This window comes from Paucilactobacillus vaccinostercus DSM 20634, from assembly GCF_001436295.1.
Taxonomy (GTDB): Bacteria; Bacillota; Bacilli; order Lactobacillales; family Lactobacillaceae; genus Paucilactobacillus; species Paucilactobacillus vaccinostercus.
Genome location: NZ_AYYY01000014.1, coordinates 64,718 through 77,956, shown reverse-complemented (window position 1 = coordinate 77,956; position 13,239 = coordinate 64,718). Strand labels below are relative to the sequence as shown.

The window sequence follows — 13,239 nt, the reverse complement described above, 5'->3', positions numbered from 1 at the left end:
GGCTTTTTTACTGCAACTATTTAGCAGCGTTCTTTTCAATTTCAGGGGTATTAGCGGTGGCGTCGTCACCAAGCTTTAAGCCACGCCGATTGACGCTCGTGGAAAAGACGATTTGTGTGCTGGTCTTACCAAAGGAACTCTGCAGGCCATTCACGAATTCATCAAGGGCGGCAGTGGATTCAAACACCACTTCTAAGAGTTCAGAGTAATCACCCGTGACGCAGTTACATTCCAAGACGTTGGGGATGGAACGAACATAAGGATAGAAGTCTTTTTTTTGCGTCGGGTCGAGTTGGAGACGGATAAAGGCTTTGACATGGTAATCCAACTTTTCGTAATTTATCGTCGTTTGGTAGTTCGCAATCACGCCTTGTTTTTCGAGGCGATTGATCCGTGCTGCGATGGCGGGGGAGGAAATGAAACAGTGTTCAGAAATGGTCTTTAATGAAATCCGAGCATTTTCTTGCAACAGGTTTAAAATTTTACGATCAATTTGGTCCATGCGATCACTCCTTTAAATTAAAAGCTATTTTACCATTATTATGAAATAAAACAAACCGGATCGGGGTTATGAGAGCTGATCTGATTAACATTCTTAAGCTGTTCGAAATTGCGACTGTGTTTTGACGTCGTTACTTCTCTGGATAAAATTAGCGAAAAGCGCTTGAGACTCCTTATTATGCTTGTACATGTTTTCAGGATGCCATTGCACCGCCAAAACTTGGTTGTTTTTTTTCGACTCGATGGCTTCCACGACACCGTCATCGGCCGTGGCGACCGTGTGGAGGGAACTCGCCAGTTCATGGATGGCCTGGTGATGGCGGGAGTTGACGTAGCTGCGCTTACTGATCAGCGTGGAGAGTAGGCTATCATCTTGGACGGTTACGTGATGGGTCGGTAAATTACCGGGTGCAAGCTGACTATGCTTAAGTCGCGCCTGAGGGTCTTCAGACAGGTCCTGGTATAACGTGCCACCAAGGGCGACATTAATGACCTGCATCCCCCGACAAATCCCCATGACGGCCTTACCAGCATCAATTGCAGCTTTTAGAAGGGCAATTTCAAACATATCGCGTTTTCGGTAAGTTTCCCCCAGCTCATAATGCGGTTCTTCGTTAAAGAATGTTGGATCGACGTCAAAGCCGCCCAGCATCAGGAGGCCGTCAAATAAATCGATGTATGCGGGAGCATCGGCTGGATCAATGGTTGGCAGAATGATCGGAATACCGCCCGATTTAGTAATGGCCTGAATTGCCTGATAAGGGGCAAATTCAGCGTTTCGCTGGTTGATGATATTAGTTGCCTCAGTGAATGTATCAGCGGGCAAAGCGATTCTTGGTTTCAATATGTGATCCCCCTAAGAGTTGTGTGATTGGTAACGGTGTGATATGTAAACTTTTAAATTGCAAGAATTGTATGCTAAATTGCTAAGGATGTCAACCAAATCAGAACTACAAGTGATATAAAGCCCACCGTGAACTTTTGATTATTAACTTGAGCGGGATTATTTTGAATTAAGACTTGATTACAAATCCATCTCTTAGTAAAGTTAATAAGGGTTAACTATTGCGCTAGTGAACATTTTGCTGTAGGAGGTCATTTAATGGAAGACGAGCGCCAATTATTCGATGCATTTATTAATTCATATTTATTTTCGTTGAAATACTTACAGGATTTTCTATCGGCTCCGGCGGAAAAGTACGGGGTTTCGTTTGACCAGTTCCTGATTATGCATGAAATTAATCAGGCCCACGATAATATTACCTTGATGGAGTTGTCAAAGGCGCACCAAGTATCACGATCGGCAATTTCACGGCAGATTAGCGGGTTACTGGCCGCCAATTACGTGGCGCAACAGACTGACTTAGATGATCGACGGCGGCGGATTTTAAAACTCACGACGCAGGGGCGTCAAGTAGAAGATACCCTATTTAAAGAGGGCCTCAAGAAGGCCCAAAGTACGTTAAATGTTTTTGGGGCCGATAAATTAGCCCACACGCTCAAATTTATTAATGACTTTACTGATGAAATTATGGTCAAGGATAATGACCAGTTGTTCGAAAAAAACAAGCATAAGAATTTAATATAGTAACTGGTAGGCTAGCCGTGGTGATCCGTCGCGTTGAATCGTGATGATCCCACGGTATTTAAATCCAGTCGATTTGATGAGGTGTTGCATGGTATGGTTTTGCTGGTGGGTGTCGATTCGAAGGTCGCGAAAGCCCAGTTCATAGGCGCGAGTTACGAGATTAGAGATGAACAGGCGGCCCAAATGGTGCCCACGAAATTGGGCACTGATAGCAACCCGGTGCAAGGTTGCATAGTGTTCTGGTGTAGTATAGCGGCCCCACGCACCATCGATTGGCTGGTAGTTCGGGTCGGGTGTTTGTAAGAGAGCGGTGTAGCCCGCAAGTTGTTGATCGACAACGAGAACGTAGCCGATTTGTTGGACAATATCAGCCTGAATGGTCGCTTGATTAGGGTGACCATCTTGCCACTGAGGAATGCCCTGTTACGCTAGCAGTTGACGGGCACTTTCGATGATTGGCATGATGGCGGGCACATCAGTTGGCCGGGCCAGTCGAATATAGGGGATGGTCATGAGAACACTTCCTTTAAGTGATTGCATAAGTGATTGCAAAAATTATAAACCCGAATGTGGTGCGATACAATGCTGATGGAGGATTCTTGAAGGGTTCTAACTGGTATTTCAGTCAAACTTCTCTATAATAAGTAACAATAAAAAAGGAGTGATGATTATCAAAGTATTTGTAATTGGTGCCCATGGTCAAATTGGTCAGCACCTTATCAAGTTATTAGCTGCTCGCGGTCACCAAGTATTTGCCGGGGTACGCGATGTGACCCAGTTAGATAAAACGACAGGAATCACCCCTGTGGCGTTTGATTTAGAAGCTTTGCCAGCAACGCTCGCCACCCCGCTAAAGGGAATGGATGCCGTCATCTTTACGGCCGGTTCCGGTGGGCAAACTGGTGCTGATAAGACGATGTTGGTTGATCTGGATGGCGCTATTAAAAGTATGCAGGCCACTGAAGCGGCGGGGGTTGCGCGGTTTATCATTGTGAGTGCCCTATATACCGACGATCGAAGTAAGTGGTTGGGTGCAATGAAGCCGTACTACGCCGCTAAATACTATGCAGACGAATGGCTTCGCCACCATACGAATTTAGCGTATACGATTATTCGACCGGGGGGCCTCACCAATGACCAGCCGATTGATAAAGTTCAACTTGATACCGATCAAGACGTTGCCGGAAAGATCGCGAGAGCTGATGTAGCAACGGTTATCGCGGATACGTTGGAAAACCCGCGGACCGTCAAACGGACCTTCAACGTCATTAGTGGTGAGAAATTAATCAAAAATGCAATAAATGACTTATAAAAGTAGTGTGATGTAAGCGCATTTATGGTACAATATAATCAACAAACGGATATATATTGAAGGGATGATTGCTTATGGATCAAGTATACAAAAACATTTTAGTGCCGGTAGACGGTTCTAAGGAAGCAAAATTAGCTTTAGAAAAGGCGGTTGCGGTGGCAAAGCGTAACCATGCCCACATTGATTTATTAAATGTGCTAGATACCAGGGCAGTCACCTATAACTATGCTGGTATGTCAGATGGCAGCATCACATATCAGCTGGTTAATGAATCGAAAGAATATTTAAGCAAGTTAGTCAACCACTTGCGATCGACGGATAGCTTTACCGATGTAGATATCCATATCCGTTTGGGCAACCCTAAAACCGTGATTGCCTATGATTTTCCTAAAGATCACCAGGTTGATTTGATCATGATGGGGGCTAGCGGACTTTCAGCCATGCAACGGGCTGTGATGGGGTCAGTAACGTCATTTGTTAACCGCAATGCGATTGTAGATGTGTTAGTCGTTCGGACCTCAGTTCAAAACGAACAGGTTGATAAATAAGCAATAAGTGATTATCAGAATATAAAGAACGGTAGCCGAGGGTTACCGTTTTTTGTTGGGGTTAATGTGTCAAATTGTATTGCACCACGGTATATCCTGACGAGTTGGTGGCTGTTTGTGCGTCAGACCTTTCCGTTTCACTCCACATCCGGTCTTGTTTATGCTAATATAATATCAACTCAAATTTGGAGGGATATTTATTTTAACAATTCGTAAAGCTGAGCCGGACGATGCCGGCCAGATAGTGCCGCTGATGTCTTTGATTTATGATGAGATGGAATTAGAAGAGTTCGAGTCAGTTCCTGACGAGGACCCCCAGCGAATGATCGAAAACGCCTATAAACGCCGGGCGCTATTAGGATATGTTGCAACCACCCTGGTGGCCGAAGTTGACGGCCAAGTGGTGGGGATGGCGTTTGGATATCCGGATACGAACGAAACAGCCGTCAACCGTGTGTACGCACAGGCTGCGCAAAGTATTCCGTCCATCAGGGACGTGGATTTTTTTGCCGATCCGGAATCGTTTGATGATGAATTTTATCTCGACTCGCTTGCCGTTGACGCTAACTATCGTGGCTATGGGATTGCCACGCGCCTCATCGATGCGATTGCCCAACACGCCCATGAACTGGGATATGACATGTTGGGCCTCAATGTTGACTTCACTAATCCGGGTGCTGAGCGTTTATACCGCCGGCTAGGGTTTGAAGATGCCGGTAAAATTATGATTGGTGATCACCACTACCGTCACTTACAGATGGACAGCGATCGTCAGATTTTAGTTCACTAACGATAATGTTTAAATAGCGTAATTAGGTTCTGTTATGGAATCTAGTTACGCTATTTTTAGTTATTGAATAGATAACTAAATGTTTATTTTTACAAAATTTCATTTTATTAGTTTACAAATGTGCAGATTCCTGTTAAGCTTGATCTATCAAATATGAAAGGGGTTTCACAAATGAAGCTTTCGAACGCAGAACTCGCAAAATATATGGATCATACTCTTTTAAAGGCCGATGCCACTCAGGAACAAGTTGAGCAAACACTGGCCGAGGCGAAGCAGTATCATACTGCCTCAATCTGCATTAATCCTTACTGGGTCCCGCTCGCAACTCAAGTACTGAAGGATACCGACGTCAATGTTTGCACGGTCATTGGATTCCCACTGGGGGCCACGACGACGGCAACCAAGGTTTTTGAGGCACAAGAAGCAATTGACAATGGGGCTGTTGAAGTCGATATGGTGATTAATATCGGTGAATTAAAGCAGCATCATGATGCCGCTGTTGAAGCGGACATTAAGGCTGTGGCGGATGCGGCTCATGCGAAACATGCTATTTTGAAAGTGATAATTGAAACCGCTTTATTAACGGATGAAGAAAAAGTACGGGCGTGTGAACTCTCTCAAAAGGCCGGGACGGACTTTGTTAAAACATCGACTGGGTTCTCAACGGCGGGAGCCAAGGCAGCGGACGTGAAGTTAATGCGTGAAACTGTCGGACCCGATTTAGGTGTCAAAGCGTCTGGCGGCATCCATAGTGCTGAGGATGCCTACGCCATGATTAATGCCGGTGCGACTCGCCTAGGGGTGAGTGCCAGTGTCGCCATTTTAAAGGATAACGAGCAATAGAATTAAAGGGAGTGGAATAGCATGAAATACAAACGCATCTTTGGAATCGTGTTGGATTCAGTTGGAACGGGGGCAGCGCCCGATGCTGCTAAGTTTGGCGATGTGGGCTCGGATACCCTCGGCCACGTGGGTGACTTCTACGATGGAAAATTGGCGATTCCTAATTTACAAAAACTGGGAATTTCCAATCTCCGCGACCAACCGATTAAGGGCGTCGCACCAGCAGAAAAGCCATTAGCATACTTTGGTAAGATGCAGGAAGTTTCAGCTGGTAAAGATAGTATGGATGGTCATTGGGAAATGATGGGATTGCCCGTCAAGCACGCGTTGGCATTATTCCCAGACGGATTCCCAGATGAAATTATTGACAAGCTCAAAGCCTTTTCTGGGCGTGATGTGATTGTCAATAAGCCTTATTCAGGGACGGACGTCATCCACGATTACGGCGAAGAGCAAATGAAGACCGGTGCCTTGATTGTGTATACATCAGGGGATTCGGTTCTCCAAATTGCGGCCCACGAAGATGTGATTCCACTAACTGAACTCTACAAGATTTGCGACTATGCTCGGAGTCTCGTGAATGAACCACCATACGTGGTCGGTCGGATTATTGCTCGGCCATATGTGGGTCCTGACAAGGATCACTTTACTCGAACTGCGAACCGGAAGGACTTCACCTTGGAACCGACTGGGAAGACGGACATGGATCGCCTGCAGGATGCTGGGTACGAGGTAATCGGCATTGGGAAGATTAATGATATTTTCTCAGGCCACGGTATTACCAGAGGATTCCATAACGAGAGTAACCATGATGGCATGGATCACGTTTTTAACAACATGAAGGACGATTTTACCGGTTTTTCATTCACTAATTTAGTCGATTTTGATGCGATGTATGGTCACCGCCGTAATCCGAAGGGCTTTGGCGCTGCATTAATGGAATTTGATCAACAGTTAGGTGAAGTGTTGGCTAATTTGAAAGATGATGATCTGTTACTCATTACGGCTGATCATGGGAACGATCCTGGTTTCCGTGGGACCGACCATACCCGTGAGTTTGTCCCATTGCTGGCTTATTCACCAAGTTTTACTCAGGTCGGACAATCATTAGGAATTCGGAGCCCGTTCTCTGATTTTGGGGCCACAATTTTAGATAACTTTGGCGTTAAAAACGTGGTTGGAACAAGCTTCTTAGACGAATTAAAATAGTCATTAAACAAGGAGGAAGAACTTATGAGTACTCACATTGGTGCCGAACCCGGCCAAATTGCAAAGACCGTCTTATTTCCAGGGGACCCGCTGCGGGCCAAGTTTATTGCTGAAAATTTTCTGGATGATGTTGTTCAATACAACACAGTACGGAACATGTTCGGTTATACCGGTAAGTATAAGGGTCACCTGATCTCAGTTCAGGGAAGTGGAATGGGAATTCCGTCACTCTCAATTTATGCAACCGAGCTCATCAAGTTTTATGGTGTTCAAACGATCATTCGGGTTGGTACCGCCGGCGGGATGCGCGAAGATGTGAAAATTGGGGATGTTATCCTCGGTCAGGGATCGACGACGGATTCCGCCGTTACAGCCAATACATTTGGTGCCGGCATTTACTACGCCCCACTGTCCAATTTTGAATTATTGGATAGTGCTTACCATGTGGCTCAGGAGATGAACGTGCCCGTACGCGTCGGCAATATCTTTGCGGCCGATCGTTTCTATAACGATGAGATCGACATGAAGAAGCTAGCTGATTACGGTTGTGTGGCGACTGAAATGGAGTCTGCGGGCTTATTCTTGATTGGTGCTAAGTACAATATCAAGACACTTAGTATTCTGACATGTAGCGACAATCTGGTGACGGGGGAAGCCGCTTCAGCTAAGGAACGGGAACAATCCTTTACCGACATGATGAAAGTATCGTTAGAAACTGGCATTCGTGCATAAGTTTCCATTGAGTGGGAACCATGACCATTTTAATCATTTCGCCCGAGGGTTATAATTAACGATGGTCAAATCCAGGCAAAGTAGGTCATGCAATTGAACACTCAAAATAGTAAAATTCAACAGAGCATTGAAGTGGCACACCTGTATTACGAGCAAGAACTCAGTCAAAATCAAATTGCCGCACAGCTTAATATTTCACGGCCAACGGTCTCACGATTGCTTAAAAGTGCCAAGGAACAAGGTCTGGTGCGCATCCAAATTATGGATCCCTTGGAAAGTGCCGAAGTTTTGGAGCAGCGAATTAGTGAGAAGTACGGCGTGGGTGAAGTGCATGTCGTTCCCATTCCGATGGTGAATAGTGCCGCAGCTTTGGATACCGTTGGCAACTATGCGGCGCACTACCTGGAAGACACAGTAACTGATAATGATATTATCGGAATCGGTTGGGGCAAAACCATTCATAAAATTGCCAGTTATTTGGATGTTAATGAAGAGGTTAAAAATGTTCAGGTCGTTCAATTAAAGGGAAGTGTCTCGCATTCAAAACAGCACACCTATGCTTACGAAAGTATTAATTCGTTTGCCGCGGCTTTTCGCAGTATCCCACAGTACTTGCCATTGCCAGTGATTTTTGAACAGCAGATTACGAAAGACTTAGTTGAACAGGAACGCCATATTCAGTATTTAATGGATCTGGGACGAAAGGCCAACGTTGCGGTGTTTACCGTGGGAACGGTTCGTGACAGTGCCCTAGTATTTCAGCTCGACTTTTTCTCCGAAGAAGAAATGCAGTATCTCAAACAGCATGCCGTCGGTGACGTCTTTTCTCGGTTTATTGATCAAAATGGTGCCATTGTTTCGGATAAAATCGACCGCCGGACAATTGGTATTCAATTAGATGATTTGCGGCAAAAGGAACATGCGATTTTGGTGGCTGCTGGGAGTGCCAAAGTACCGGCTGTGGCTGCTGCATTACGGGGCGACTACGCCAACACGCTAATCATTGATCAGCATGCAGCTCAAGAGTTGGTGGATAACCAACTTGATTGAGACCGTAATTGAATAGGTTTGGTGCACGTTGGCCGAATCTATTTTTTATTTTTAACAATTGAAACCGGTTACAAAAATGGAGGCTATTATAATGAGAATGTTAGATATCATTGATACGAAGCGCAATGGACACGAGCTAACCGACGAGCAAATTGATTTTTTTATTAGTGGCGTGGTTGATGGCTCAATTGAAGATTACCAAATTAGTGCTTTGCTGATGGCGATTTATTTTCAGGGGATGACCGCTCCCGAACAAACTAAGTTGACGATGGCGATGTTGAATTCGGGTGATCGGCTGGATTTATCCGCGATTGACGGGATAAAAGTAGACAAGCACTCTACCGGTGGTGTAGGGGATAAAACAAGCCTCCCTTTAGCCGCAATGGTGGCAGCATTGGGTATTCCGGTACCAATGATTTCTGGCCGGGGACTGGGGCATACTGGCGGGACGCTGGACAAGCTTGAGGCCATCCCCGGATACCGGGTGGCATTATCCGAAACGGAATTCATCCATCAGGTCCAAACAATTGGACTAGCGATTGTGGGTGCGACCGGAGAAATTGCACCGGCAGACGCCCGAATTTATGGATTACGCGACGTGACGGATACGGTAGACTCGATCCCATTGATTGCCAGTTCGATTCTAAGCAAGAAGTTGGCTTCTGGAACGGATGCTTTGGTTATCGATGTGAAGACAGGGTCCGGCGCATTTATGCGCGAAGAACGAGACGCACAGAAGCTTGCCCATGCATTGGTGGAGATTGCCAATCAAGCGGGGGTGAAGAGTATGGCGATTATTTCGGATATGAATCAGCCACTCGGTAATAAGATCGGCAATTCACTCGAGATTGAAGAATCGATTGATGTTCTGAAAGGCAAGGGTCCGGCTGACCTGGTTGATTTGGTGCTCACACTGGGATCACAGATGGTGGTGTTGGCTAATCAGGCACCAGATCTTGAAACGGCCCGGCTGATGCTAGAACAAACGATTAAGGATGGATCGGCACTGGAGAAGTTTAAGCAGATGATTATCATGCAAGATGGTGATCCGGCGGTGATTGATGATTATGGGGTGATGCCCCAAGCACAGTATCATATTCCGATTGTGGCCGAGCGTGATGGTATTGTGACTAAGATCGCTGCGGATGAAATGGGAATTGCTAGTATGCGGCTTGGTGGTGGACGTTCAGCCAAGGATGATCAGCTCGACTATGCGGTGGGACTGGTGTTGCACCATAAAGTTGGTGACAAGGTGCGACAAGGGGAACCACTTGTGACGGTCCACAGCAATCAAAAAGAAATTGATGGTGTTGAAAAACTTATTCGGGCCAATTTTATCATTGGTGATCAAGCACCAACGATGAAACTAATTCACGAAGTAATCACCAAATAAATACAAAAAAGCCTTATCAAACCGAAGTTTGATAAGGCTTTTTGAATACGCGGTGCGTATCCTATTGTTCTTCGTACCATGAATAGTGGAAGTTACCTGGGCGGTCAACACGTTCGTATGTGTGGGCACCGAAGTAATCACGTTGTGCTTGGAGCAAGTTAGCAGGAAGCACTTCTGCACGGTATGAGTCGTAGTATGTGACAGCAGCACTCAAGCTAGGAACTGGAACACCAGCCTTGATAGCTAAAGCAACAACTTCACGAGTAGCACTTTGGTACTTAGCTGAAATGTCCTTGAAGTAGTCATCTAACAAGAGGTTAGTTAACTTAGGATCCTTTTCAAAGGCGTCAGTAATAGTTTGAAGGAATTGAGCACGGATAATGCAGCCTTCACGCCAGATTTGAGCTAATTGACCAAATTGGAGGTTCCAATCGTATTCTTCTGAAGCAAAACGTAATTGTTCGAATCCTTGAGCATAGCTCATGATCTTACCAAAGAATAATGCTTGGCGAACCTTTTCAACGATTGTAGACTTGTCAAATTCAACCTTTTCAGTTGGGCCGGCAAGAACCTTGCTTGCAGCCACACGTTCGTCCTTCAACATTGAGATGTAACGAGCGTAAACTGATTCAGTAATAACTGATTGAGGAACACCGATTGCAAGGGCATCTTCTGATGACCACTTACCAGTTCCTTTGTTAGCACCACGATCCAAGATAGCGTCGACGATTGGCAAGTTCTTGTCGTCACCTAAGTCATCTTTACGAGTTAAGATGTCAGCAGTGATTTCAACAAGGTAACTGTCAAGTTCGCCTTCGTTCCATTCTTTGAATGTGTCGGCTAATTCATCCATTGAAAGGCCAGCAACGTTCCGTAAAATGTTGTAGCTTTCATCGATTAATTCTTCGTCACCATATTCGATACCGTTGTGGACCATCTTAACGTAGTGGCCGGCACCGTTAGGACCAATGTATGAAACACATGGCTTGCCATCTTCAGCTTTAGCAGCGATTTGTTCCAAGATAGGAGCAACCAAGTCATAAGCTTCTTTTTGGCCACCTGGCATCAATGAAGGACCTTGAAGGGCACCTAATTCACCACCAGAAACGCCCATTCCGATGAAGTTAATTCCTGACTTGTCCAACTTAGCGTTACGAGCCATTGTATCGTGGAAGTTTGTGTTCCCACCATCAATTAACACGTCACCCTTGTCAAGCAATGGAAGTAATTCGTCAATCACGGCATCAGTTGGCTTACCAGCCTTAACCATCATCAAAATACGACGTGGTGTTTCAAGTGAGTTGACAAAATCTTCAACAGTAAAACTAGGAACCAATTTCTTTTCAGAATGGTCCTTCATCATATTATCGGTTTTTGCACGGGAACGGTTGTAAACACCAACAGTGAATCCACGGCTTTCAATGTTCAAAGCCAAGTTCTTACCCATAACGGCCAGACCGACAACGCCAATTTGTGCTTTTTGATCAGACATGTGCTAACTCTCCTTCGTTTTAATTAAAGTGTTTTCATGACTATAGTACCATTATTTTCTAAAACATCAAACTGTAAATGCAAAAAAAGCAAAATAAAGTTACAAATATCACAATGCACGCATATTGTAACTCATTTTGCTTCGATAATTCAAATTATTGGTTCAAGCGATAGACCCATGAGCGCCCATCACGCTGCAACAATTCGTCTGAGGCAGCTGGTCCCATGGAGCCGGGAACGTAGTTTGGAAAACGTGGTTCTTCAATGTCCCAAAGCTTCCGAATCGCATCGACAAATTTCCAAGCGTAGGCCACTTCGGTCCATGAGGCAAAGTTCGTACTATTACCTTCAAGGGTGTCGTGCAAAAGACGTTCGTAGGGTTCTGGCACTTCTTTTTCTTTGTCAGCATCTTGGTAGAAGTCAAGGTTGATGGGTTCTGTTTCAAAGCCTTGACCGGTACTCTTAGCGTTAACCCGCAGTGAAAAGCCTGATTGTGGTTCAACATAAATCGTCAAAACATTGGATGACAAAGCGGCATCTTGATTTTGTGGGAAAGCAAAGATATCGATCAATGGCTTTTTGAAGACAACATCAATGCGGGTAAATTTGTCGGCTAATTTCTTACCAGTTCGGATATAGAAGGGAACACCTGACCAACGGTAATTATCAAATAGTAATTTGCCGGCAACGAAGGTTTCGGTGGTTGATCCTTCAGGGACTCCGTCTTCATCACGGTAGGCGTTGCTATTGTCACTGGCATCGTACTGACCACGGACAAAGTTAGTAGCGGCTTCAGTCGGGCTATAGACGCGGAGACTCCGAAGGGCCTTCACTTTTTCAACCCGCACATCATCGTCGGTAAAGGCGACGGGTTGTTCCATCGCTAACTGGCTTACGATTTGGAGAATGTGATTTTGCACCATGTCACGAAGGGCACCAGATGTATCATAATAGGAAGCACGTTCCTCAACACCCAGTTTTTCACTTAACGTAATTTGGATATTATCAATGTAACGATTGTTCCACATTGATTCAAAAATAGTATTGCCAAAGCGTAGTGCTTCGATGTTTTGAATCATTTCTTTACCAAGGTAATGATCAATCCGGTAGATTTGATCTTCTTCAAATGAGGCGGTTAGGGCATCATTTAATTCCTTAGCAGACTTGTAGTCGCGACCAAATGGTTTTTCGATGACCAATCGGTTGTATCCTTCGTCAGTAATCAAGCCTTCTGATTTAAGGTTTAATGCAATTTGGCTGAAGAACGAAGGGGCCATTGAGAAGTAGAACAGGCGGTTACCCAACGCATCATATTGTTTGTTCAGCTTGGTAATCAAAGCATCCAGTGCGGCGTAGTGCGGCTTATCAGTGACATCATGTGCTATATAGTAGAAATGACTCACAAATTTAGCGGCTTGGCCGGCTTTTTCTTCTTTAATTCCCTTAATTGATTCAGCAACAATTCCTTGAAACTGATCGTCGGACCACTTTGCCCGGGAAGTCCCGATAACAGCGAAATGTTCCTTGAGGTAGCCCTTTTGGTAAAGCTTAAACAACGATGGATATAGTTTACGTTTGGCGAGATCACCTGATGCGCCAAAAAATGTAAATACGGCCTTGTTTTCTTTTGTCAAAACTTTCACTCCTTTTGGTCAATGGTAGAACACTAATCTAACAATCACGATTATATACTCTCTTGTGACATTGTGCACGCCCTAAAAGACAGCGTTTTCAGTGATTAACCCCGTTAAAGGAAATCTACGGTAATTGGGTAGGATTAAC

The 13,239-nt window shown here is 45.0% G+C and carries 14 protein-coding genes; 9 read left to right on the top strand and 5 right to left on the bottom strand.

Annotation, left to right across the window (positions count from 1 at the left end; all coding sequences use genetic code 11):
• Positions 1 to 16 precede the first annotated feature (16 nt).
• Together FC26_RS03895 and FC26_RS03890 are read right to left on the bottom strand one after the other, a co-directional pair.
• Positions 17 to 502 (bottom strand): Lrp/AsnC family transcriptional regulator, encoded by a 486-nt coding sequence (locus FC26_RS03895; protein WP_057777985.1) that lies wholly within the window; start codon positions 500 to 502, stop codon positions 17 to 19.
• Between the two features lie 93 nt (positions 503 to 595).
• Positions 596 to 1,345 carry a gamma-glutamyl-gamma-aminobutyrate hydrolase family protein gene (locus FC26_RS03890; protein ID WP_057777984.1) on the bottom strand — a complete coding sequence of 250 codons (750 nt, stop codon included), beginning with the start codon at positions 1,343 to 1,345 and terminating at the stop codon, positions 596 to 598.
• Between the two features lie 258 nt (positions 1,346 to 1,603).
• Between FC26_RS03890 and FC26_RS03885 the strand changes: the two genes are divergently transcribed.
• Positions 1,604 to 2,089 (top strand): MarR family winged helix-turn-helix transcriptional regulator, encoded by a 486-nt coding sequence (locus FC26_RS03885; RefSeq protein ID WP_057777982.1) that lies wholly within the window; start codon positions 1,604 to 1,606, stop codon positions 2,087 to 2,089.
• Here FC26_RS03885 and FC26_RS12460 read toward each other — a convergent pair.
• Complete coding sequence (locus FC26_RS12460; RefSeq protein WP_338045550.1) at positions 2,081 to 2,455, bottom strand: GNAT family N-acetyltransferase; 375 nt, start codon at positions 2,453 to 2,455, stop codon at positions 2,081 to 2,083. The two genes, FC26_RS03885 and FC26_RS12460, sit on opposite strands and share 9 nt — an antisense overlap.
• A 304-nt stretch (positions 2,456 to 2,759) precedes the next feature.
• Between FC26_RS12460 and FC26_RS03875 the strand changes: the two genes are divergently transcribed.
• The 8 genes from FC26_RS03875 (at position 2,760) to FC26_RS03840 (ending at position 9,966) form a co-directional block, all read left to right on the top strand.
• Complete coding sequence (locus tag FC26_RS03875; protein ID WP_162259964.1) at positions 2,760 to 3,401, top strand: SDR family oxidoreductase; 642 nt, start codon at positions 2,760 to 2,762, stop codon at positions 3,399 to 3,401.
• Between the two features lie 74 nt (positions 3,402 to 3,475).
• On the top strand, positions 3,476 to 3,949 hold the full coding sequence (locus FC26_RS03870; RefSeq protein ID WP_057777976.1) for a universal stress protein: 474 nt from the start codon (positions 3,476 to 3,478) through the stop codon (positions 3,947 to 3,949).
• Between the two features lie 253 nt (positions 3,950 to 4,202).
• Positions 4,203 to 4,739 (top strand): GNAT family N-acetyltransferase, encoded by a 537-nt coding sequence (locus FC26_RS03865; RefSeq protein ID WP_235809464.1) that lies wholly within the window; start codon positions 4,203 to 4,205, stop codon positions 4,737 to 4,739.
• A gap of 171 nt (positions 4,740 to 4,910) precedes the next feature.
• A complete protein-coding gene (gene deoC / locus FC26_RS03860; protein ID WP_057777974.1) occupies positions 4,911 to 5,582 on the top strand; it encodes a deoxyribose-phosphate aldolase in 672 nt (223 codons plus the stop codon).
• Between the two features lie 21 nt (positions 5,583 to 5,603).
• Positions 5,604 to 6,791 carry a phosphopentomutase gene (locus FC26_RS03855; RefSeq protein ID WP_057777972.1) on the top strand — a complete coding sequence of 396 codons (1,188 nt, stop codon included), beginning with the start codon at positions 5,604 to 5,606 and terminating at the stop codon, positions 6,789 to 6,791.
• A gap of 24 nt (positions 6,792 to 6,815) precedes the next feature.
• On the top strand, positions 6,816 to 7,523 hold the full coding sequence (gene deoD / locus FC26_RS03850; RefSeq protein WP_057777970.1) for a purine-nucleoside phosphorylase: 708 nt from the start codon (positions 6,816 to 6,818) through the stop codon (positions 7,521 to 7,523).
• Positions 7,524 to 7,616: 93 nt separating this feature from the next.
• Entirely contained in the window at positions 7,617 to 8,573 is a 957-nt protein-coding gene (locus FC26_RS03845) for a sugar-binding transcriptional regulator (RefSeq protein WP_235809463.1), read from the top strand.
• A gap of 91 nt (positions 8,574 to 8,664) precedes the next feature.
• On the top strand, positions 8,665 to 9,966 hold the full coding sequence (locus FC26_RS03840; protein ID WP_057777966.1) for a pyrimidine-nucleoside phosphorylase: 1,302 nt from the start codon (positions 8,665 to 8,667) through the stop codon (positions 9,964 to 9,966).
• A 61-nt stretch (positions 9,967 to 10,027) separates the two neighbouring features.
• Here the strand turns inward: FC26_RS03840 and gndA are convergent, their stop codons facing one another.
• Positions 10,028 to 11,458 carry an NADP-dependent phosphogluconate dehydrogenase gene (gene gndA / locus FC26_RS03835; RefSeq protein ID WP_057777964.1) on the bottom strand — a complete coding sequence of 477 codons (1,431 nt, stop codon included), beginning with the start codon at positions 11,456 to 11,458 and terminating at the stop codon, positions 10,028 to 10,030.
• Positions 11,459 to 11,612: 154 nt separating this feature from the next.
• Complete coding sequence (gene zwf, locus FC26_RS03830; protein ID WP_157061033.1) at positions 11,613 to 13,091, bottom strand: glucose-6-phosphate dehydrogenase; 1,479 nt, start codon at positions 13,089 to 13,091, stop codon at positions 11,613 to 11,615.
• Positions 13,092 to 13,239 lie beyond the last annotated feature (148 nt).

Bases quoted from the DNA above. Each gene is read 5' to 3' on its own strand.
- FC26_RS03895 (WP_057777985.1), bottom strand. From the start codon at position 502: ATGGACCAAATTGATCGTAAAATTTTAAACCTGTTGCAAGAAAATGCT.
- FC26_RS03885 (WP_057777982.1), top strand. From the start codon at position 1,604: ATGGAAGACGAGCGCCAATTATTCGATGCATTTATTAATTCATATTTA.
- FC26_RS03870 (WP_057777976.1), top strand. From the start codon at position 3,476: ATGGATCAAGTATACAAAAACATTTTAGTGCCGGTAGACGGTTCTAAG.
- FC26_RS03865 (WP_235809464.1), top strand. From the start codon at position 4,203: ATGTCTTTGATTTATGATGAGATGGAATTAGAAGAGTTCGAGTCAGTT.
- deoC (WP_057777974.1), top strand. From the start codon at position 4,911: ATGAAGCTTTCGAACGCAGAACTCGCAAAATATATGGATCATACTCTT.
- FC26_RS03855 (WP_057777972.1), top strand. From the start codon at position 5,604: ATGAAATACAAACGCATCTTTGGAATCGTGTTGGATTCAGTTGGAACG.
- deoD (WP_057777970.1), top strand. From the start codon at position 6,816: ATGAGTACTCACATTGGTGCCGAACCCGGCCAAATTGCAAAGACCGTC.
- FC26_RS03840 (WP_057777966.1), top strand. From the start codon at position 8,665: ATGAGAATGTTAGATATCATTGATACGAAGCGCAATGGACACGAGCTA.
- gndA (WP_057777964.1), bottom strand. From the start codon at position 11,458: ATGTCTGATCAAAAAGCACAAATTGGCGTTGTCGGTCTGGCCGTTATG.